Annotated in this window: 23 protein-coding genes and 1 riboswitch; of the genes, 18 read left to right on the top strand and 5 right to left on the bottom strand. The window is 61.0% G+C overall.

Translation table 11 applies throughout. From position 1 onward, the window contains the following. Positions 1–68 precede the first annotated feature (68 nt). Together mazG and BKD70_RS01275 are read left to right on the top strand one after the other, a co-directional pair. Positions 69–902: a nucleoside triphosphate pyrophosphohydrolase gene (gene mazG, locus BKD70_RS01280; RefSeq protein WP_047276401.1), complete on the top strand. Its 834-nt coding sequence runs from the start codon at positions 69–71 to the stop codon at positions 900–902. 22 nt (positions 903–924) lie between these two features. After that, positions 925–1,470 (top strand): DUF2058 domain-containing protein, encoded by a 546-nt coding sequence (locus BKD70_RS01275; protein WP_047276399.1) that lies wholly within the window; start codon positions 925–927, stop codon positions 1,468–1,470. 75 nt (positions 1,471–1,545) lie between these two features. Here the strand turns inward: BKD70_RS01275 and BKD70_RS01270 are convergent, their stop codons facing one another. The 4 genes from BKD70_RS01270 to purM all read right to left on the bottom strand — a co-directional run bounded on the left by BKD70_RS01270 (position 1,546) and on the right by purM (position 4,420). Beyond that, entirely contained in the window at positions 1,546–1,728 is a 183-nt protein-coding gene (locus tag BKD70_RS01270; RefSeq protein ID WP_047276396.1) for a hypothetical protein, read from the bottom strand. 261 nt (positions 1,729–1,989) lie between these two features. Further along, positions 1,990–2,703 carry a DUF3108 domain-containing protein gene (locus BKD70_RS01265; RefSeq protein WP_047276394.1) on the bottom strand — a complete coding sequence of 238 codons (714 nt, stop codon included), beginning with the start codon at positions 2,701–2,703 and terminating at the stop codon, positions 1,990–1,992. Between the two features lie 8 nt (positions 2,704–2,711). Next, entirely contained in the window at positions 2,712–3,362 is a 651-nt protein-coding gene (gene purN / locus BKD70_RS01260; protein WP_047276391.1) for a phosphoribosylglycinamide formyltransferase, read from the bottom strand. Then, positions 3,362–4,420: a phosphoribosylformylglycinamidine cyclo-ligase gene (gene purM, locus BKD70_RS01255; RefSeq protein ID WP_047276389.1), complete on the bottom strand. Its 1,059-nt coding sequence runs from the start codon at positions 4,418–4,420 to the stop codon at positions 3,362–3,364. The genes purN and purM overlap by 1 nt, the downstream gene beginning before the upstream one ends. A gap of 382 nt (positions 4,421–4,802) precedes the next feature. On the opposite strand from purM, the gene BKD70_RS01250 reads away from it, so the two are divergent. From BKD70_RS01250 to BKD70_RS01230, 5 genes are all read left to right on the top strand, one after another. After that, the gene (locus tag BKD70_RS01250; protein WP_047276387.1) at positions 4,803–5,831 is read left to right on the top strand and encodes a DUF2066 domain-containing protein; all 1,029 of its coding nucleotides are present in this window, start codon (positions 4,803–4,805) and stop codon (positions 5,829–5,831) included. A gap of 32 nt (positions 5,832–5,863) precedes the next feature. Then, the gene (locus BKD70_RS01245) at positions 5,864–6,937 is read left to right on the top strand and encodes an AI-2E family transporter (RefSeq protein WP_047276385.1); all 1,074 of its coding nucleotides are present in this window, start codon (positions 5,864–5,866) and stop codon (positions 6,935–6,937) included. Positions 6,938–7,162: 225 nt separating this feature from the next. Beyond that, entirely contained in the window at positions 7,163–7,867 is a 705-nt protein-coding gene (gene hda, locus BKD70_RS01240) for a DnaA regulatory inactivator Hda (protein ID WP_047276383.1), read from the top strand. Between the two features lie 210 nt (positions 7,868–8,077). Beyond that, positions 8,078–8,701, top strand: coding sequence for a C40 family peptidase (locus BKD70_RS01235; RefSeq protein WP_047276380.1), 624 nt, complete (start codon positions 8,078–8,080; stop codon positions 8,699–8,701). A gap of 143 nt (positions 8,702–8,844) precedes the next feature. Then, entirely contained in the window at positions 8,845–9,384 is a 540-nt protein-coding gene (locus tag BKD70_RS01230) for a C40 family peptidase (protein ID WP_047276378.1), read from the top strand. Positions 9,385–9,459: 75 nt separating this feature from the next. Here BKD70_RS01230 and BKD70_RS01225 read toward each other — a convergent pair whose 3' ends face one another. Next, positions 9,460–10,767, bottom strand: a complete 1,308-nt coding sequence (locus tag BKD70_RS01225; RefSeq protein WP_047276376.1) for a sorbosone dehydrogenase family protein — start codon at positions 10,765–10,767, stop codon at positions 9,460–9,462. A 124-nt stretch (positions 10,768–10,891) separates the two neighbouring features. Continuing rightward, positions 10,892–11,135, top strand: a riboswitch (cobalamin riboswitch). 81 nt (positions 11,136–11,216) lie between these two features. Between BKD70_RS01225 and cobO the strand changes: the two genes are divergently transcribed. From cobO to BKD70_RS01170, 11 genes are all read left to right on the top strand, one after another. Beyond that, positions 11,217–11,828: a cob(I)yrinic acid a,c-diamide adenosyltransferase gene (cobO, locus tag BKD70_RS01220; protein ID WP_047276374.1), complete on the top strand. Its 612-nt coding sequence runs from the start codon at positions 11,217–11,219 to the stop codon at positions 11,826–11,828. Positions 11,829–11,838: 10 nt separating this feature from the next. Further along, positions 11,839–13,152, top strand: coding sequence for a cobyrinate a,c-diamide synthase (locus BKD70_RS01215; protein WP_047276372.1), 1,314 nt, complete (start codon positions 11,839–11,841; stop codon positions 13,150–13,152). Next, entirely contained in the window at positions 13,149–13,799 is a 651-nt protein-coding gene (gene bluB, locus BKD70_RS01210; RefSeq protein WP_047276370.1) for a 5,6-dimethylbenzimidazole synthase, read from the top strand. The genes BKD70_RS01215 and bluB overlap by 4 nt, the downstream gene beginning before the upstream one ends. Then, the gene (gene cbiB, locus BKD70_RS01205) at positions 13,796–14,704 is read left to right on the top strand and encodes an adenosylcobinamide-phosphate synthase CbiB (RefSeq protein WP_047276367.1); all 909 of its coding nucleotides are present in this window, start codon (positions 13,796–13,798) and stop codon (positions 14,702–14,704) included. The genes bluB and cbiB overlap by 4 nt, the downstream gene beginning before the upstream one ends. Further along, positions 14,697–15,689: a threonine-phosphate decarboxylase CobD gene (gene cobD, locus BKD70_RS01200; RefSeq protein ID WP_047276365.1), complete on the top strand. Its 993-nt coding sequence runs from the start codon at positions 14,697–14,699 to the stop codon at positions 15,687–15,689. The genes cbiB and cobD overlap by 8 nt, the downstream gene beginning before the upstream one ends. Continuing rightward, positions 15,686–17,140: a cobyric acid synthase gene (locus tag BKD70_RS01195; protein ID WP_047276363.1), complete on the top strand. Its 1,455-nt coding sequence runs from the start codon at positions 15,686–15,688 to the stop codon at positions 17,138–17,140. Before cobD ends, BKD70_RS01195 begins: the two co-directional genes overlap by 4 nt. A 48-nt stretch (positions 17,141–17,188) precedes the next feature. Beyond that, on the top strand, positions 17,189–17,710 hold the full coding sequence (gene cobU, locus BKD70_RS01190) for a bifunctional adenosylcobinamide kinase/adenosylcobinamide-phosphate guanylyltransferase (RefSeq protein WP_047276457.1): 522 nt from the start codon (positions 17,189–17,191) through the stop codon (positions 17,708–17,710). Next, complete coding sequence (gene cobT / locus BKD70_RS01185; protein ID WP_047276362.1) at positions 17,707–18,762, top strand: nicotinate-nucleotide--dimethylbenzimidazole phosphoribosyltransferase; 1,056 nt, start codon at positions 17,707–17,709, stop codon at positions 18,760–18,762. The genes cobU and cobT overlap by 4 nt, the downstream gene beginning before the upstream one ends. Then, a complete protein-coding gene (cobC, locus tag BKD70_RS01180) occupies positions 18,759–19,337 on the top strand; it encodes an alpha-ribazole phosphatase family protein (protein ID WP_047276360.1) in 579 nt (192 codons plus the stop codon). The genes cobT and cobC overlap by 4 nt, the downstream gene beginning before the upstream one ends. Further along, the gene (locus BKD70_RS01175) at positions 19,334–20,071 is read left to right on the top strand and encodes an adenosylcobinamide-GDP ribazoletransferase (protein WP_080960358.1); all 738 of its coding nucleotides are present in this window, start codon (positions 19,334–19,336) and stop codon (positions 20,069–20,071) included. Before cobC ends, BKD70_RS01175 begins: the two co-directional genes overlap by 4 nt. 123 nt (positions 20,072–20,194) lie before the next feature. Further along, positions 20,195–20,608, top strand: coding sequence for a MarR family winged helix-turn-helix transcriptional regulator (locus BKD70_RS01170; protein ID WP_047276358.1), 414 nt, complete (start codon positions 20,195–20,197; stop codon positions 20,606–20,608). The last annotated feature ends 37 nt before the right edge of the window (positions 20,609–20,645 follow it).

Here is a 20,645-nt window from a genome sequence, read left to right as displayed (position 1 = left end):
GCCAGTGGAGGCGGGTAAGCAGCCTCGCGTGCGGTCCTGCTCACAGCGTTTTGTAGAAGAGATCCGTGATGTACAACCTCGACGATTTGCTCCACCTCATGGCCCGGCTGCGTGACCCGCAGTTCGGTTGCCCGTGGGACATCAAGCAAACCTGGACCTCCCTCGTGCCTTACACCCTTGAGGAAGCGTATGAAGTCGCTGATGCCATCGAGCAGGGCGACTTTGAGCACGTACAGGGCGAGTTGGGTGACTTGTTGTTTCAGGTGGTTTATTACAGCCAGTTGGCCCGTGAAGAAGGCCGCTTTGAATTTGCCGGGGTGATCGACAGCATCACCCGCAAGCTCATCCGCCGCCATCCCCATGTGTTCCCGACGGGCGATCTGTACGCGCCGCTGGACGTGCCGCGCCTGAGCGAAGAACAGGTCAAGCAGCGTTGGGATGAAATCAAGGCGCAAGAACGGGCCGAAAAAGCCTCGGTGCCGCTCCAGCTATCGTTGCTCGATGACGTGCCCGTGGCATTACCCGCCCTCTCGCGGGCCGCCAAGTTGCAGAAGCGCGCCGCACAGGTCGGCTTTGACTGGCCTGCGGCCTTGCCGGTGCTGGACAAGGTGCGCGAAGAACTGGATGAAGTGCTGCAGGCCATGGCGGACAACGACTCGGCGGCCATCCATGACGAGATCGGCGACCTGTTGTTTAGCGTGGTGAATCTGGCGCGCCACCTCAAAGTCGACCCTGAAACCGCCTTGCGCGGTGCAAATGCCAAATTTGACAGGCGTTTCCGGTTTATCGAGCAGGCATTGCGCGATACCCTGCGACCCATTGAAGATTGCACCCTTGAAGACCTGGACGCCCTCTGGGGTGAAGCCAAGCGCCAGGAAAAGAATTTACCCAGCTGCGGCTGAGTTTGCCTAAGTGAGTAAGTAGATGAGCATTTCCCTACGCGACCAGTTGCTCAAAGCCGGACTGGTTAACGAGAAGCAGGCCAAACAGGCCGGTAAAGAAAAGCAGAAGCAGCAGCGTCTGGCCCATAAAGGCCAGATCGAGCTCGATGACACTCAGCAGCGCCTGGCGGCCGAAGCCAAGGCCGAGAAGATCAAGCGCGACCAGGAGCTGAACCGTCAGCAGCAGGAGAAGGCCGAACAAAAGGCCCGCGCCGCTCAAATCAAGCAATTGATTGAAGTCTCGCGCCTGCCCAAGCTCAGCACTGAGGACTACTACAACTTCGTTGACGACAAGAAGGTCAAGCGCCTGTCGGTCAACACGCTGATGCGTAATAAGCTGGCCAATGGTTCGCTGGCGATCGTGCAGCACCAGGGGGGTTACGAAGTCATCCCGCGCGAAGCCGCTCTGAAGATTCAGGAACGCGACCCGCGCCGGATCGTGCAGCTGAACATTCTGGTTGAGCCTAAAACACCTGAAGAAGACGATCCGTACGCGGCGTACCAGATTCCGGATGACCTGATGTGGTAAACACGTATTCATGACGGTCAAAACAAACCCCGCTTCGGCGGGGTTTGTTGTTTTCAAGACAGTTATTTCAATGCTTCAGGTCCGGCGCTTTTGCGCTTCCAGCTTTTCCAGCTCGGCCTTGTAGTCATTGGCGTCGCTTTCGCGGTGAAACATACCGACCAAGACGTCTTGTTGGTGAACATCCCACAGGTGAACACCGTGGGCCACGAGTTGGTGAAATATACGCGAATCGTCGCGCTCAGTTACTTTGATAGTCATCTGCTTGCTCCAAATTCTGATGGGGGATGCGGCAAGTCGTCGCAGGTCTTATTTATAGGGTTTGTTAGCTAGCTAAGTAAATGGCTAGCGGGTGTGCTGTCATGTGTCGGAATAACGAAAAAACCTTGCAGCCCTTGTGGTGCGGGGTGTTTGCGTCATTAGCGGAAAGTTTTATGACAAAAGTTTCATCTTCGCCGGGGTTTCAAAGTCGAAAAAAAACCTCGCCGGAGCGAGGTTTTAGTCGGTGCTGTCAGTCGCGGATCATTTGCCTTTGACTGTCTTGCCGTCCACCGTGCCGTCGAGCAGCATGATGTTGTATGCCTTGCCGTCTTTTTCAACCTGGCGCAAGGCAACCAGCAAACCATCCCACTGTTTGGCGAACCACATCTCGGTGATGCGCTTGTTCTGGGCCGGGTCGCGGACGCGCTCGACTTTGATGGCGTTGATTTTGCCGGCCTTGGTGCTGACCACTTCAGGGCCGATGACGCGGAAGTCGTAAGTGTCCACTTCGTCACCATCAACCACTTGGTAGCTCATCGACTTTTTGCCGGCCAGGACGTCGCGCTGCAGGGCCAGTTGATAGGTCGACTTGTCGAGCATGCCGGTTAGCAGTTTTACCGTCACGGGCGTCTTGTTGTCGGTGCCGGTAACCGTCATGTCCTTCCAGTTGAAGTTCAGGTCGATTTTTTTGGCTTTACCCAGGCCACCCCGTTCGAAGTGATAGCTCAGAGGCACCGGCTGGTCTTTTTCCAGCTTGAGTGTGCTTACTTCGTTCAGGCTCGCGATCAGCATCGAGGCCTTGAAGTTCAAGGTCCAGACGTTGTCTGCGCCTTTGGTCAGGCTGCGTTCTGCGGAGCCGCTCATCGGCAACTGTTTCCAGTCGGCGGTGTAGCTGGCCTTGAAAGGCTGAAGATCGGCCGCTTGCACTGCTGGGATGGCTAGCAGGCTAAGGGCAAGGAGCAGGGCACGACGCATAAAATCTCCTAGATTTGTATCTGGTGGCCGCTGGCCGGGAGTAATTGACCGTCCAATAATGCACCTTGTTCGTCGAGAGACAAGCGACCCTCGGCAAACCAGCGCACTGCAAGCGGGTAGATCCGGTGTTCCTGGGCATGCACCCGTTGCGCCAGACTGCTTGGCGTGTCTTCAGACTCGACCGGTATCACTGCCTGTACGACCAGGGGGCCGCCATCGAGTTCCTCGGTCACGAAGTGCACGCTGCAACCGTGCTCACGATCTTGCGCTTCCAGTGCGCGCTGATGCGTATGCAGGCCTTTGTATTTGGGCAGTAAAGACGGGTGGATATTCAGCAGGCGCCCCTGATAGTGGCGCACGAAGTCAGCGCTGAGTATGCGCATGAAGCCGGCCAGTACCACCAGGTGCGGATTGAAAGTGTCGATGATTTCGATCAGTGCAGCATCAAAGGCCTCGCGGCCTTCAAATGCTGTGTGATCCAGTACACGGGTGTCGATCCCCGCGTTCTTGGCGCGTTGCAGGCCCGGGGCGTCGGCGCGGTTGGAAATCACCGCGCGCAGGGTGGCCGGGCTTTCCTTGACGTCATCGCTGTCGATCAAGGCCTGCAAGTTGCTGCCGGTGCCGGAAAGCAGCACCACTACATCACAGGTGTCAGGCATCAGTGCGCCTTGAGGTTTTGCAGCTCGACTTGCGCAGCGCCTTCAGCGGCGGTTGCGATCTGGCCGATGACCCAAGGCTGTTCACCGGCTTCACGCAGCACGTTCAGGGCGGTTTCTACGTCAGCCTGGGCCACGCAGATCACCATGCCGACGCCGCAGTTCAGGACGCGGTGCATTTCGGTTTCGGCCACGTTGCCCTGTTCCTGCAACCAGTCGAATACCGCAGGACGCTGCCAGCTGGCCACGTCCACCACGGCTTGGGCGCCTTTAGGCAGCACGCGCGGAATGTTGTCCAGCAGGCCGCCGCCGGTGATGTGCGCCATGGCCTTGACCACGCCGGTTTCCTTGATCAGCTTGAGCAGCGGCTTGACGTAGATGCGCGTCGGAGCCATCAGCAGGTCGGTCAGCGGCTTGCCGTCGAGCTGGATGTTTTCGATGTCTGCACCGGACACTTCGATGATCTTGCGGATCAGCGAGTAACCGTTGGAGTGCGGGCCTGAAGACGGCAGGGCGAGCAGGGCGTCACCGGCAGCCACTTTAGAGCCGTCGATGATTTCGGATTTTTCGACCACGCCGACGCAGAAACCTGCCAGGTCGTAGTCTTCGCCTTCGTACATGCCCGGCATTTCAGCGGTTTCGCCGCCTACCAGCGAGCAGCCGGACAGTTCGCAACCTGCGCCGATACCGGTCACCACCTGGGTCGCGGTTTCAACGTTGAGTTTGCCGGTGGCGTAGTAGTCGAGGAAGAACAGTGGCTCGGCGCCGCAGACGATCAGGTCGTTCACGCACATGGCCACCAGGTCGATGCCGATGCTGTCGTGCTTGTTCAGGTTCAGGGCCAGACGCAGCTTGGTGCCCACACCGTCGGTGCCGGAGACCAGAACAGGCTGCTTGTAACCGGCAGGAATTTCGCAGAGGGCGCCAAAACCGCCGAGGCCGCCCATCACTTCCGGGCGTGCAGTGCGCTTGGCCACGCTCTTGATGCGTTCGACCAATGCTTCACCGGCGTCGATGTCTACACCGGCGTCTTTGTAGCTCAGGGATGGTTGCTTGCTCATAATCCAGGCCTTTAGGGGGGATTCGGGGAGGTCGACCGATCTCAGAGGGCCCGCTGGCAAGTGCTCATCGCTGTGAATGAAACATTTGCCGGGTGCCCGGCTGTCGCCGGTCTGCGAAGGCGCGCGATTTTATCAGGCTTGAAGGGCAGCGGCCATCCTCGGGCCGACGGGCAGGGTTATATAGCGCGAAAAAAACCTTATTTAGTCTTACTGGCCGCTGCGGGCAGGCCTGTATAAGGTATACGGGTTCACTTTTGATTTTTTATGACCGGGTGAAAACGCTGCCGTCGCGCTGAATGATTTGGCTTGCGCCCTGTCTGAAGCCTGTGCAGTGGGTTTATCGGGTCTTTCAAGACTGCTTTTTTGTCGTCAGGAATATTTCATGCGTTTTCATCATCTTTTAGCCGCGGGCTGTTTGTCCTTTTTCAGCCTGGCGAGTCATGCCGAAATTCTGACCAATTTGTATCAAGTGCGTGAGCCGGTGAGCAGTCAGTCGCCTGAAGAGCGCACGCAAGCCACGCAAAAAGCATTGCAAACACTGGTCATCCGCCTGACCGGCGATGCCAAGGCGCTGCAAAACCCCGCTCTTGAGCCGGTGCGCAAGGACCCGCAGCAGATCATTCGTCAGTACGGGTATGACGCCGGGCCGCCCGAAAGCCTGCAGGTGGACTTCGATCCTGTGAGCACCGAGCGTGCGTTGCGTCAGGCGGGCCTGTCGTTGTGGGGCAGCAACCGTCCGGCGTTGCTGGGTTGGTGGCTGGCCGACTCGGTGGAAGGTTCAAGCCTGGTCGGTGACGGGCAGTCGGCGGCCGAACCGCTGCGCCGTGCAGCGCAACACCGGGGGCTGCCATTGCGCTTGCCGTTGGCGGACTTGAGCGAACAATTGGTTGGCACGGTCGACAATATTGAAGGCGCCAACCCTGCGCCGTTGCGTGAAGCGTCCGAGCGGTACGGTGCCGATGCGTTGCTGGCGGTGCATGCCCGAGAAGAGGGCGGCCAGTGGCAAGCCAAATGGCGGATGTGGCTGGGCGATCAGCAGGAGCAGGGCAGTGCGCAGGCGGCCGATCAGGCAGCGTTGGCCGATGCGGTGATGCTGGCCGTGAGTGAGCGTCTGGCGCCGCGTTATGTGGTCAAACCGGGCATCTCCACAGAGCAGTTGCTGGAAGTGCACGGCATGACCCTTGAACGTTATGCCTCGCTGGGGCGTTTGCTTGAGCCGTTTGGCGGGCAGCTTGTGCGAATAGACGGCGACCGTAGCGTGTATCAGGTCAATGGCAGTGCCGAGCAGTTGCGCGCTCAACTGGGGCTGGCGCATTTGCAGGAAATCCCGGCGAGTGAGGGCGCGCCGGTGACTGAGGCGGGTCAGACGCCCGCCGCTACGCCCGCCGCACAGCTACGCTTTCGCTGGTAGGTTTTTTCTTCTTTATAAAGGATGGACGCTTGATGACGGATTCGCGGCGATGGGTATGGTGGGGCGTGGCGCTGGTGTTTGCCCTGTTTGTGTATTTCTTGCATCCGATACTCACGCCGTTTCTGGTCGCTATCGTTCTGGCGTACATGTTCGATCCCGTGGTGGACCGTCTGGAGAGGCTCGGCTTGTCCAGAACCTGGGGGGTTGTGACCGTGTTTACGCTGTTCACCGTGATTGTGACGGCGCTGGTGCTGGTGTTGGTGCCGTTGCTGGCCAAGCAGTTGATGAAACTGTACCAACTGGCGCCACAAGTGCTGGACTGGTTGCAACATACGGCGATGCCGTGGGCGCAAAGCAAATTCGGCCTGAGCGACGGCTTCTGGAAGTTCGACAAGATCAAGGCGGCGATCACTGAGCATATGGGGGAGGCGTCCGATGTCGTCGGGGTGGTGCTGTCGCAGGCCACGGCGTCGAGCCTGGCACTGATCGGGTTTTTGGCCAACCTGGTATTGATCCCGGTGGTGGCTTTTTACCTGTTGCGTGACTGGGACATCATGCTGGCCAAGATCCGGGGCTTGCTGCCGCGTGACCGTGAAGAGCAAATCGTTTCGCTGGCCAAAGAGTGTCATGACGTGCTCGGTGCGTTTGTCCGTGGGCAGTTGCTGGTGATGCTCGCGCTCGGGGTGATTTATTCCGCGGGGCTGATGCTGGTCGGGCTTGAACTGGGCCTGCTGATTGGTTTGATGGCGGGCATTGCGGCCATCGTGCCGTACATGGGATTCATCATCGGCATTGGGGCGGCATTGATTGCCGGGCTCTTCCAGTTTGGCGGTGACCTGTACCCGATGCTCGGAATCGTCGCAGTGTTTATGGTGGGGCAGGCGCTGGAAGGTACGGTGCTCACGCCATTGCTGGTAGGTGACAAAATCGGCATGCACCCGGTAGCGGTGATCTTTGCGATTTTGGCCGGGGGTGAGCTGTTCGGTTTTACCGGGGTGCTGCTGGCCTTGCCTGTGGCCGCCGTGATCATGGTGCTGGTTCGCCATGTGCAGGACATGTACAAGGAGTCGCACGTGTATAAAGGTGAAGAAGACCCCGAGCTGTAGGTCTTCTCATGTTGAAAAAGGCAGGCCGCTGGTTTCGCGGGCCTGCCTTTTTTATGGCGCGGCTTGAGCTTGAGCGTTGGCAAAAACTCAAATAATCCAAGGCTTTAACGCAAACCTTTGATTTTGCTCGTGGTCTGTTACATTGTGCGCCCGGCTACAACGGGTATAAACTTTGCAAACTTTACACAGAGGCCACTAACGGTTCGTTTGAACTGTTCAGTCAGCATGAAACCGATTCAGCTGCCCCTAGGTGTGCGTCTGCGTGATGACGCTACCTTCATAAACTACTATCCAGGCGCCAATGCCGCTGCACTCGGCTATGTCGAGCGTCTATGCGAAGCCGACGCCGGCTGGACAGAAAGTCTGATCTACCTTTGGGGCAAGCATGGCGTCGGGCGTACGCACCTGTTGCAGGCAGCCTGCCTGCGTTTTGAACAGATGGGCGAGCCCGCTGTGTACCTGCCGTTGGGCGAGCTGATGGATCGCGGCATCGAAATCCTCGATAACCTCGAACAGTACGAGCTTGTGTGTCTGGATGACCTTCAGGCCGTCGCCGGACGCGCGGACTGGGAAGAAGCGCTGTTCCACCTGTTCAACCGTTTGCGCGACAGCGGGCGACGGCTGTTGATCGCGGCCTCGGCATCACCGCGAGAATTGCCGATCAAGCTGGCTGACCTCAAATCCCGCCTGACACTCGCGTTGATCTTCCAGATGCGACCGCTGTCTGACGAAGACAAGCTGCGAGCCTTGCAGTTGCGCGCCTCGCGCCGTGGCCTGCACCTGACCGACGAAGTCGGGCACTTCATCCTCACCCGTGGTACCCGCAGCATGAGCGCGCTGTTTGATCTGCTGGAGCAGCTCGATCAGGCGTCTTTGCAAGCCCAGCGCAAGCTGACCATCCCTTTTCTGAAAGAAACCTTGGGCTGGTAATCCCTCGTTTTATAGCCGGTCTGGCAAATGGCAGGCGCCAGAAAAACCGCGCGCCAGCAGGGTGGCGAACGCAGACTCTATCGTCAGGGGTGTAAAACCTTAGATGTCATGAGAAAACTGCCGAGTCACATTTAGATCGATTGAATTTGCAAATGAGGATCATAGTTGGCATAGTCGCGGCTACTTTTCCTACAAGCCACGGTCGTGCCCATGCTAAATCGCTTCGCACCCCTCGTGCCCCTCGCACTCGTTACCCTGTTATTTGGTTGCGCTGCGCACTCGCCAGTGTCTCAGCAAGTAGTCGACCGGCAGGTTCAAAAGTCATCTGTGTCCCAGGATTCCGCTCTTTATCAGGAAGAACTGGCGACCGAAAAAGAACTGGCTCAATTCTCCGAAAACAGCAAGCCTTATGAGCTGCCAGCATTGGCGGACAGCATTCTTGAGCGCGGCATGTCCTTGATCGGTACCCGTTACCGTTTTGGCGGCACCTCGGAAGCAGGCTTCGACTGCAGCGGTTTCATCGGTTATCTGTTCCGCGAAGAAGCTGGCATGCAATTGCCGCGTTCCACGCGCGAAATGATCAACGTTGATGCGCCGCTGGTGGCGCGTAACAAGCTCAAGCCGGGTGACCTGCTGTTCTTCAGCACCAACGGTCGCGGGCGTGTCAGCCATGCCGGGATCTACTTGGGGGACGACCAGTTCATCCACTCCAGCAGCCGTCGCAGTGGCGGGGTGCGTATCGATAAGTTGGGCGATACCTACTGGAGCAAAACCTTCATTGAAGCCAAGCGCGCACTGGCCATGGCGCCAACGAGCGTCATAGCCCGCAAGTAAAGTTAAAGCTTCACTTGAAGTTTGGCCTCTAAGGGCTAGAATTCAGTCGCATTGTTAAATTCCTGAGCCGCGAAGGTAGTACCTGTCGCGGTTTCAGGTTTCGCGGCCGAGTTGCCGTATCCAGAATCAGGAACGTTCTGTTTATGTCAATCATGGCCCGCCTCTCAGTTTTGACTCTAGCAGCCCTGCTCAGCGCTTGCGCCAGCAACCCGCCGCCCGCCCCCGTGGCCAAAAAGCCGGTGGTATTTGCCAACCCCTCTGATGACTTCTCGCCCGTCGCCGCCGATGTGTTGTTCCGTGCGCTGGGGCTGGTGGGCACGCCTTATCGGTGGGGCGGTAATACTCCGGACTCGGGCTTTGATTGCAGTGGTCTGATCAAGTACGTCTATAACGATGCCGCTGGCATTTCGTTGCCGCGCTCGACCCGCGAGATGATCGTGATGAGTGCGCCGAATGTGGGTAAAGACAAGCTGCAAACCGGCGACCTGCTGTTCTTCGCCACCAGTGGCGGGACGCAGGTCAGTCATGCGGGGATTTACGTGGGAGAAGGGCGCTTCGTTCATGCGCCGGCCACGGGCGGTACGGTCAAGCTCGACAGCCTGTCCAAAGCCTACTGGCAAAAAGCCTATCTGAATGCCAAGCGTGTACTGCCTACCGAGCAGCACCTGGCCCGCAACCCATAAACCGCACTGTTGAAAAAAAGAGAGGCTGTGATTGCACAGCCTCTCTTTTTTTTATCGGGGCAACCAGACAGCCCCTTACTTGGCAGACACGCGCCAGACTTTGTTGCCGACATCATCGGCCACCAGCAGATCACCCTGTTTGTCGATCACCACGCCCACCGGCCGGCCCATCGCTTTTTCATCCGCGTTGAGGAACCCGGTCAAGACATCCATCGGCATGCCGGTTGGTTTGCCATCCGCGAATGGCACGAAAATCACTTTGTAACCGCTGTGGGGTTTGCGATTCCAAGAGCCATGCTGGCCGATAAACGCCCCTTCGGTGAAGTTTGGCAACTTGCTGCCATCGGCAAAGCTCAACCCCAATGACGCGGTGTGCGGGCCGACGGCAAAGTCAGGGGCAATGGCCTTGGCCACCAATTCAGGGTTTTGCGGGTCGACCCTGACGTCGACGTGTTGGCCGTAATAGCTGTAGGGCCAGCCATAGAAACCGCCGTCTTTAACCGAAGTGATGTAGTCCGGTACCAGGTCGCTGCCGATCTCGTCGCGTTCATTGACAGCGGTCCAGAGCTTGCCGGTGGCCGGTTCCCAGTCTATGCCATTGGGGTTGCGCAAGCCCGACGCGAAAATCCGGTGGCTGCCGGTGGCCGGGTCTACTTCCCAGATCGCCGCGCGGCCTTCTTCTTTATCCATGCCGTTCTCGCCCACGTTGCTGTTGGAGCCAACGGTCACGTAAAGCTTTTTGCCGTCGGGGCTGGCAATCACGTTTTTGGTCCAGTGATGGTTCAGCGGGCCGCCCGGCAGATCGACCACTTTGGTCGGCTGGGCGCTGATGCTGTCGGCACCGGCCTGATAGGGAAAGCGCAGCAGCTTGTCCGAGTCGGCCACGTACAGATCGTTGCCGACCAGCGCCATGCCGAACGGCGAATTCAGGTTCTGCAAAAACACGCTGCGGGTTTCAGCGATGCCGTCGTGATTGGCATCGCGCAACAGGGTGATCCGGTTCGCACTTGGCACGCCCGCGCCCGCTTTGCCCATGACCTTTTCCATCACCCAGCCGCGAATCCCCTTGCTGTCGTCCGGTTTGGGCGGGGCATTGGTTTCTGCCACCAGCACATCACCGTTGGGTAGCACATACAGCCAGCGCGGGTGGTCGAGGTCCTCGGCGAAGGCGCTGACCTGCAACCCTTCGGCGGCAATCGGCTTGGCGCCCTGAGACCATCCCACGGCGGGTGCGATATTGACCGTCGGAATCAGCGTCTTGTTGGGCTCAGGCAGCTTGGGCGAGGAGCCGGTGCCATCCGCCACTTGCAAGGTCGAACTCTCACCACAGGCGGCTAACCCTGCTGCAAGTACGATGACAACAGCGTGCTGGCGCTTAAGCATGTGAATCTCCATGAGTGGGGTGTAAGTGATAGAGAAGCCTAGTCGTGCAAAGGTTCAGGGCAATGCCGTTTTGAAGTGCAGGTCAGCGCTTCCTTTAATTGACGCTCCACCCCCAACCCTCTAACCTTCGCCGCTTGTTTCAGGTGCTCTGCAGCCATGGGCTGGCAGGGTGAAACAGGGAAGCCGGTGAGGGGCAGGGCGCAGTGCGCCAGGTTCACGATTCCGGCGCTGCCCCCGCAACGGTAAATGAGTCAACACCGCGCTGAGTGCCACTGTGTCTGTACACGGGAAGGCGCGCGGTCAGGGTTGCTGCCAGGCAGGCGGCCCGCTCATGAGCCCGGAGACCGGCCTGATCCATCCAGCACCTCGCGGCGGGCGACGGTGTGTCGCTGTTGTTAAATCTCCCCCCGCCTCCCGTTTGCTTTTTTCAGCCCCAACGGAGAGCTGCCATGAATGAATCCCCCGAACGCGACGAACGTCATCAGGCGCGCATGCTGCGCAAAAAAGCCGTCATGGACGAGCGCATCGCCAGCGCACCCAATGAATGTGGTCTGCTGCTGGTCTTGACCGGCAATGGCAAAGGCAAGAGCAGCTCGGCTTTCGGCATGCTGGCCCGCGCCATGGGCCACGGCATGCAGTGCGGCGTGGTGCAGTTCATCAAGGGCCGCAACAGCACCGGTGAAGAGCGCTTCTTCCGCCGCTTTCCGGAGCAAGTGCGCTATCACGTGATGGGCGAGGGCTTCACCTGGGAAACCCAGGACCGCCAGCGCGACATCGCGGCGGCCGAGGCTGCCTGGGAAGTGTCCCGCGACATGCTGCGCGATCCGTCCATCGGGCTGGTGGTGCTCGATGAGCTGAACATTGCGCTCAAGCACGGCTACCTCGACCTGGATCAGGTGCTGACAGACCTGCAAGCCCGCCCGCCGATGCAGCATGTGCTGGTCACCGGGCGCGGTGCAAAACCTGAACTGATTGACCTGGCCGACACCGTGACGGAAATGAACGTAGTCAAACACGCGTTCCAGGCCGGTATCAAAGCCCAGAAAGGCATCGAATTGTGAGTGTTCAAGCATGAGAGAGTCGCGTCATTGCCCGGCGGTGTTGATCGCCGCGCCGGCTTCCGGTCAGGGCAAGACCACCGTTACCGCCGCGTTGGCCCGTTTGCATCGCAATCAGGGGCGCAAGGTGCGGGTGTTTAAATGTGGCCCGGATTTCCTAGACCCGATGATTCTGGAGCGCGCCAGCGGTGCGCCGGTGTATCAGGTCGATTTGTGGATGGTGGGCGCAGAGGAAAGCAGGCGCCTGCTGTGGGAGGCCGCTGGCGAAGCTGACCTGATCCTGATTGAAGGGGTTATGGGGCTGTTTGATGGCACGCCGTCCAGCGCAGATCTGGCCCGTCATTTCGGGGTGCCGGTGCTGGGTGTCATCGATGGCACGGCCATGGCCCAGACTTTTGGTGCCCTGGCCTTGGGGCTTGCGCGGTACCAGCCGGATCTGCCCTTTGCCGGGGTGCTGGCCAACCGGGTGGGCACGGTGCGTCACGCGCAATTGCTGGAAGGCAGCCTGACCGAAGGCTTGCGCTGGTATGGCGCGTTGTCCCGGGAAACCGGCATCGAGTTGCCGAGCCGTCACTTGGGGCTGGTGCAAGCCAGCGAGTTGAATGACCTGGACGCCCGCCTGGATGCCGCAGCCGACGCGCTGGCCAGCACCTGCGAGGTAGCGCTGCCACCCGCTGTTGAATTCGCCGCGCCGACGCCGGTGACGGTCGAGCCGTTGCTGGCGGGTGTACGGATTGCTGTGGCCCGGGATGAAGCGTTCGCCTTTACCTACGGCGCGAGCCTGGCCTTGCTGCGGGACATGGGCGCGGAGCTGGCGTTCTTTTCACCGATCCGTGACACGCAGCTTCCCGCTGCGCACAGCCTGTATTTACCGGGTGGCTACCCCGAACTGCATCACCTTGAGCTGTCGCGTAACCACGCGATGCTTGATGCGATCCGCGCTCATCATGCCGCAGGCAAGCCGTTGCTGGCGGAGTGTGGCGGGATGTTGTACCTGCTCGATGCCTTGACCGATGTCGACGGCCAGCGCGCCGAGCTGGTGGGGGTGCTGGCGGGTGAGGCAACCATGCAAAAGCGTCTGGCGGCCTTGGCGTTGCAAGCCGTGGACTTGCCTGAAGGCCAACTGCGCGGTCATACCTATCACCATTCGCTGACCCGTACCGAGCTGCAACCCATTGCCCGGGGCCTGAGCCCCAATGGTGGACGCGGTGCCGAAGCGGTGTATCGCGAAGGCCGCCTGACAGCGTCCTATGTGCACTTTTACTTTCCGTCCAATCCCAAGGCCGTGGCTGCGCTGTTCGCGCCGTGTGCTGTGAAGGTGCCATGAGCGACAACGCATTCAGTCCCCAAGAGCGCGCAGCGGTGTACCGCGCCATCGCCGAGCGCCGCGATATGCGCCATTTCAGCGGCGGCGCCGTTGCGCCCGAACTGTTGGCGCGCCTGCTCGAAGCGGCGCATCAGGCCCCTAGCGTGGGCTTGATGCAACCGTGGCGGTTTATCCGCATCACCTGCCGTGAGCTGCGCGACAAGATTCAAGCGCTGGTGGAGGAGGAGCGGGTGCGCACCGCCGAGGCGCTGGGCGAGCGTTCCGATGAATTCATGACCCTTAAGGTCGAAGGCATCCACGACTGCGCCGAAGTGCTGGTGGCCGCGTTGATGGACGATCGCGAGAAGCATATTTTCGGTCGGCGCACGCTGCCGGAAATGGACATGGCGTCATTGTCTTGCGCCATTCAGAACCTGTGGCTGGCCGCCCGGGTTGAAGGCCTGGGCATGGGCTGGGTGTCGTTGTTCGAGCCGCAAGCGCTGGCGGACCTGCTGGGCTTGCCCGTCGGGGCCAAGCCGCTGGCGGTGCTGTGCCTGGGGCCGGTCGAAGCGTTTTACCCGGCGCCTATGCTGGTGCTGGAAGGGTGGGCGCAGGCGCGTCCGCTCAATGAATTGGTGTACGAGAACTATTGGGGAGTGAGCCCATGAGTGTGGCGTTGCTGTGCGTCGCCGGGGTGGCGCTGGACGCACTGTTGGGCGAGCCCAGGCGCTGGCATCCGCTGGTCGCGTTTGGCCGTATGGCGGACCGTATCGAACAGCGTTTCAATTCCGGTGGACGCGGCTGGCGCAGTCACGGGGTCACGGCCTGGGTGCTGGCGGTCATTCCGTTGACGATTCTGGCCACAGCGTTGTCATGGCTGCCTTACATCGGTTGGCTGGTGGACATTCTGGCCTTGTACTGCGCGCTGGGCATGCGCAGCTTGGGCGAACACGTGCAACCGGTGGCTGATGCATTGCGCCGTCAGGACCTGGATGAAGCCCGCACCCGTGTCGGTTATCTGGTCAGTCGACAGACCAGCGAACTGGACGCGACCGACGTGGCGCGAGCCGCCACTGAGTCGGTGCTGGAAAACGGCAGCGATGCTGTGTTCGCGGCGATTTTCTGGTTTGCCGTGGCGGGGGCTCCCGGCGTGGTGCTCTATCGTCTGAGCAATACCCTCGACGCGATGTGGGGCTATCGCAATGAGCGGTTCGAGCGTTTCGGCTGGGCCGCTGCCCGTATCGACGATGTACTTAACTATATTCCCGCGCGTCTGGTGGCCCTGACCTACGCAGTGTTGGGCAAAACCCGAGCCGCGTTGCGCTGCTGGCGACAACAGGCGCCACACTGGGACAGCCCCAACGCAGGCCCGGTCATGGCTGCCGGTGCAGGCGCACTGGGTGTAGCGTTGGGAGGTCCGGCAATTTACCACGGTGAGTTGCACGAGCGCCCACAGTTGGGGGAAGGCCTGCCTGCCGACGCCGATTCCATCGGTCGCGGCTGGCAACTGGTGCAGCGTGGCGTGTGGCTGTGGCTGCTGATTTTGTGTGTCGGGAGTGAATTCTATGCTTGAGCACGGTGGACGTTTGCGTCAGGCCGCCCTGCGCTACGGGATTGCCGAAGCTGACTGGCTGGACCTGTCCAGCGGTCTGGCGCCCTGGCCCTTTGCAATCGGGCACATACCCGAGCGCGCCTGGGCCCGATTGCCCGAGACCGATGACGGCCTTGAACAGGCCGCGTGCAGCTACTACGGCGCTCCACACGTGTTACCTGTGCCGGGGTCGCAATGCGCCATCCAGTTGCTGCCGCGTCTGCGCCGCAGTGGCAAGGTCGGGGTATTGTCGCCGTGCTATGCCGAGCACGCCGAAGCCTGGCGCCGCAACGGGCACATCGTGCGCGAAATCATGGAGCAGGAAGTCGATTTCTACCTCGATAAGCTGGACGTGCTGGTGGTGGTCAATCCCAATAACCCGACGGGCCTGAGCCTGTCGCCCGAACGCTTGCTGGACTGGCATGCGCGTCTGGTGCAGCGCGGGGGCTGGCTGGTGGTCGACGAAGCATTCATGGACAACACGCCGACGATGAGCCTGGCGCCGCAAAGCCAGCGCACCGGGCTGATCGTCCTGCGCTCGTTCGGCAAGTTTTTCGGGCTGGCGGGGGTGCGCCTGGGCTTTGTACTGGCGGAACTCAAGCTGCTCAAGTTGCTCGCTGAGCAAGTCGGCCCGTGGGCGGTCAGCGGGCCGACGCGGGTGTTGGGACAGGCGTGCCTGCTCGACACCGAGGCGCACGCCCGGCAACGCCAGCGCAGCGAACAGGCCAGCCAACGGCTGGTGGCGATGCTCAGCCAGTACGGGTTGCCCGCTCAGGGGGGCTGCGCGCTGTTTCAGTGGCTGATGACCCCGCACGCCGAGTACCTGTACGACTTCATGGCCCGGCGCGGCATTCTCCTGCGCCTGTTTACCCATAACAGCAGCGTGCGTTTCGGCCTTCCCGCCGATGAGGCGCACTGGCTCAAGCTTGAACAGGCTTTGCAGGCTTACACCAAGGAAACCCCATGAGCACGTTGATGGTGCAAGGCACCACGTCCGATGCGGGCAAAAGTACATTGGTGACAGCGTTGTGCCGCTGGTTGACCCGTCAGGGCGTGCGCGTGGTGCCGTTCAAGCCGCAGAACATGGCGCTCAACAGCGCGGTGACGGCCGAGGGCGGCGAAATCGGTCGCGCGCAGGCTGTGCAGGCGCAGGCTGCCGGGTTGGCGCCGCACACCGACATGAACCCGGTGTTGCTCAAGCCCAACAGCGACACCGGCTCGCAAGTGATCATTCACGGGCGCGCCGTGACCAGCATGAACGCCGTGGCCTATCACGATTACAAAGCCATCGCGATGCAGGCCGTACTGGCCTCCCATGACCGCCTGAGTGCGGCCTACCCGGTGGTGATGGTCGAAGGAGCCGGGTCTCCGGCCGAGATCAACCTGCGCGCCGGCGACATTGCGAACATGGGCTTTGCCGAGGCCGTGGACTGCCCGGTAATTCTGATTGCCGACATCAATCGCGGTGGCGTCTTCGCGCACTTGGTCGGCACTCTGGAATTGCTGTCCGAGAGCGAACAGGCGCGGGTTCAGGGTTTTATCATCAACCGTTTTCGTGGCGATATTGCCCTGCTGAAACCGGGGCTCGACTGGCTGGAGCAGCGGACCGGCAAACCGGTAATCGGCGTGCTCCCGTATGTCATGGACCTGCACCTGGAAGCCGAGGACGGCATCGACCAGCGCCAGATCAACAAGGCCGACCGGGTGCTCAACGTCGTGGTGCCGGTGCTGCCGCGCATCAGCAACCACACCGATTTCGATCCGCTGCGCCTGCACCCTCAGGTGAATGTGCAATTTGTAGGGCCGGGTCAGCCGATTCCCCCCGCCGACCTGATCATCCTGCCGGGTTCCAAAAGCGTTCGTAGCGACTTGGCCTACCTGCGCGCCAATGGCTGGGACACGGCCATTGAGCGGCATTTGCGCTACGGCGGCCGGGTGTTGGGGATTTGCGGCGGCTTGCAGATGCTGGGCGAGCAGGTCCACGACCCGCTGGGGCTGGAAGGCGCGCCGGGCTCCAGTGACGGGCTGGGCCTGCTGGCATTCACCACGCAGCTTGAGGCTGAAAAACAACTGCGTAATGTGCGCGGGCGCCTGGCGCTGGAAAACGCCGAGGTCAGCGGTTATGAAATTCACGCCGGTGTAACCCGCGGCAGCGCCCTTGAGCTGCCTGCCGTGCAGCTTGAAGACGGCCGTTGCGATGGCGCTTGCAGCGCCGACGGGCAGATTATCGGGACTTACTTGCATGGTCTGTTCGAGTCGCCGGCAGCCTGCAGCGCCCTGTTGCGCTGGGCCGGGCTGCCTAGCGTTCAGGCAGTGGACTATCACGCGCTGCGCGAGCGGGACATTGAGCGCTTGGCCGATCTGGTGGAAAACCATTTGGACACGGCCCGTCTGCGGCAACTGTGTGGGCTGCAATAACGGTGTAATCGATGCCGCGGGCTGTTTTGTCTTGAGAGGTGCATGAACATGCTGCAACTGATTTTGGGCGGTGCCCGCTCGGGTAAAAGCCGTCTGGCCGAAAAGCTGGCAGCCGAGTCCGGTTACGCAGTGACGTACATTGCAACCAGCCAGCCGCAGGACGGCGAGATGAGCGAGCGGGTACGGCATCATCGCGAGCGTCGACCTGCGCAATGGGGGCTGATTGAAGAGCCGCTGGCGCTGGCCCGCGTGCTGCGCGAAAACGCCCGTGCCGATACCTGCCTGCTGGTGGACTGCCTGACGCTGTGGATGACCAACCTGTTGATGCTGGACGACGCGCAACGCCTGACGGCTGAACGCGACGCCCTGTTGGCGTGCCTGGCAGGGTTGCCGGGTGAAATTCTGTTTGTCAGCAACGAAACCGGGATGGGTGTCGTGCCGCTGGGCGAATTGACTCGCCGCTATGTCGATGAAGCCGGTTGGCTGCATCAAGCCTTGGCCGAGCGCTGTCAGCGTGTTGTGTTGACCGTGGCAGGCCTGCCCCTGACGTTGAAAGGAACTGCCTTATGAATACGCCGTGGTGGCTGCGTCCGTGTAAATCCCCGGACCGTGACGCGCAAAAGGCTGCGGCCGAGCGTCAACAGCAACTGACCAAGCCCGCAGGTTCGCTGGGGCAGCTCGAAACACTGGCGATTCAACTGGCCGGGTTACAAGGGCGGGTCAAGCCGCGTGTCGATCAGTTATGGATTGCCCTCTTCGCCGGCGATCATGGCGTGGTCGCCGAAGGTGTTTCGGCTTATCCGCAAGCCGTTACCGGTCAAATGTTGCACAACTTTGTCAGTGGCGGCGCAGCCATCAGCGTGCTTGCCCGGCAACTGGGCGCGCAACTGGATGTGGTGGACCTGGGCACGGTCACGCCGATGCTCAATCTGGCGGGTGTTCGTCACCTGCAACTGGGCGCCGGCACGGCGAACTTCGCCACAGGCCCGGCCATGACGGATGCCCAAGGTTTGAAGGCGTTGCAGGCAGGGCGCGACAGTGTTTTGCGCGCCCGCGAACAGGGCAGCGAGCTGTTCATTGGTGGTGAAATGGGCATCGGTAACACGGCGTCGGCCAGTGCCGTGGCCAGCGCGTTGCTTGAATGCCCTGCGGCCTTGCTGACCGGCCCCGGCACCGGGCTGGACGCAGCGGGCGTCAGCCATAAAGCGCGGGTGATTGAGCAAGCGCTGGACTTCCATGCAGGCCTGCTGGACGACCCGTTGCAAACGTTATTCCGACTGGGTGGTTTTGAGATTGCCGCGCTGGCGGGTGCGTATGTGGCCTGTGCTCAAGAGGGCGTGGTGGCGTTGGTGGATGGCTTTATCTGCACGGTCGCGGCGATGGTCGCGGTGCGGTTGAACCCCGAGTGCCGTCCATGGCTGGTGTTCAGCCATCGGGGTGCCGAACACGGGCACCGCCATGTGCTCGAAAGCCTCGAGGCCGCGCCTTTGCTTGACCTCGGCCTGCGACTGGGCGAAGGCAGCGGGGCGGCGCTGGCCGTGCCGTTGCTGCGCCTGGCCTGCGACCTGCACGGACACATGGCAACGTTTGCCGAAGCGGCCGTGGCGGATCGTCCGGCATGACTGTACGCCTGGACCTGCTGCGCCACGGCGAAACCGAACTGGGCGGCGGCTTGCGCGGCAGTCTGGACGATGCACTGACTGAACTGGGCTGGGCGCAGATGCACGAGGCGGTTCAGGGGCAGGGGCCGTGGGACCGGATTGTCAGTTCGCCCTTGCAGCGCTGCCGCCTGTTTGCGCAAGCGCTGGCTGCGACGCTGGAGGTGCCATTGACCCTCGACGCGGATTTGCAAGAACTGCACTTCGGCGTGTGGGAAGGGCAAAGCGCGGCGGCCTTGATGCAAACCGATGCCGAGGCTTTGGGCTTGTTCTGGTCTGACCCCTATGCCTTTACGCCGCCCGAAGGGGAGCCGGTACTGGACTTTGCCGAACGCGTGTTAGCGGCGGTTTTGCGCCTGCAACAGCGTTACGCGGGGCAAAAAGTGCTGGTGGTTTGCCACGGCGGTGTGATCAAACGGTTATTGGCACAGGCGCGCGGCTTGCCCCGTGAACAGCTGCTGAGCGTCGCGGTGCCCCACGGCGCCTTGTTGCACGTGCAGGTCAGCGCTGAGGGTGAGTTGCGGGAGGTGAGTGCGTGAAGGGACCGTTCTGGATTGCCCTGCAATTTCTGAGCAGTTTGCCGGTGCGGTTACCCGGCATGCCTTCGCCTCGGGAAACGGGCCGTTCGCTGCTGTATTACCCGCTGGTGGGCCTGGTGTTGGGCGTAGTTTTGTACGGCGCCAACGTGGTGTTGTCGGGTGCGCCGCTTATGCTGCATGCCGCTTTGCTGCTAACGGTGTGGGTGCTGTTCAGTGGCGGGTTGCACCTGGACGGCCTGGCGGACAGCGCTGATGCGTGGCTGGGCGGGTTTGGTGATCGCGAGCGCACGCTGACCATCATGAAAGACCCGCGCAGTGGGCCGATTGCCGTGGTGGTGTTAGTACTGGTGCTGCTGCTCAAGTTCTGTGCCTTGTTGGCGGTGATCGATCAGCAACAGTTCGCGGCGTTGTTGATCGTGCCACTGATCGGGCGCAGTGCGTTGTTGGTTGTTTTTTTGACCACACCTTATGTGCGTGAGGGAGGTCTGGGGCAGGCGCTGGCCGATCATTTGCCGCGCACCGCAGGCTGGTGGGTGTTGGGCTTCAGCGCGCTGGGATGTGTGCTGGTGGCGGGCATGAGTGGCGTTTGGTCGCTGGTGTTGGCTGTCATCGGGTTTGCCTGGTTGCGCCGAATCATGATGCGTCGATTGGGCGGCACCACCGGCGATACCGCTGGCGCGCTGCTGGAGTTGCTTGAGGTGGGGGTGTTGGTGGGGCTGGCCCTGATCGGCTAGCCCCCGTGTTGAGCGGGCACGAGCAATGGGGTCAGCCACTGTGCGCTTCAAGGCAGCTCAGGCGCTGACAGCCGCTACGGTTTTATTCTTGTCACTCTTTTATTGCGGGTATATACATACAAAATGTTACCGACCCAGTGTTTATGCACAAACCTGCGGCGCGCCGCCCGTGGCGTCAGCAGGCATTACGACGGCGCCCTGGATGGCTTCGGCATCAACGTTGCCCAGTATTCGCTGCTCAGCAACCTCAAGCGTCTCGATCGGCCGAGCATCTCCAGCCTAGCTGAAGCGATGGGGCTGGACCGCAGCACGTTGGGCCGCAATTTGCGGGTGCTTGAGGGCATGGGGCTGGTGAAGCTTTCGGAAGGCGCTGATCAGCGTAACCGTCTGGTGTGCCTGACCGAGGCGGGCAACGAGCGTCTTGCGGCAGCCTTGCCCGCCTGGGAGGCGGCCCAGCAACGCTTGATGGACCGGTTGGGTGAGGCACGACGTGCCCAACTTTTAGAACTGTTGAATGAACTGGCAGGCCCTGACTGAGCGGCGGCCGCGTGTCTACAAAAGGGTTTTTACCCGC

Origin of the sequence: Pseudomonas sp. BS-2016 (assembly GCF_001806145.1) — a bacterium.
GTDB lineage: Bacteria > Pseudomonadota > Gammaproteobacteria > Pseudomonadales > Pseudomonadaceae > Aquipseudomonas > Aquipseudomonas lundensis.
Note: the sequence above shows the minus strand (reverse complement) of the source record. Positions and strands in the feature narration are given on the sequence as shown.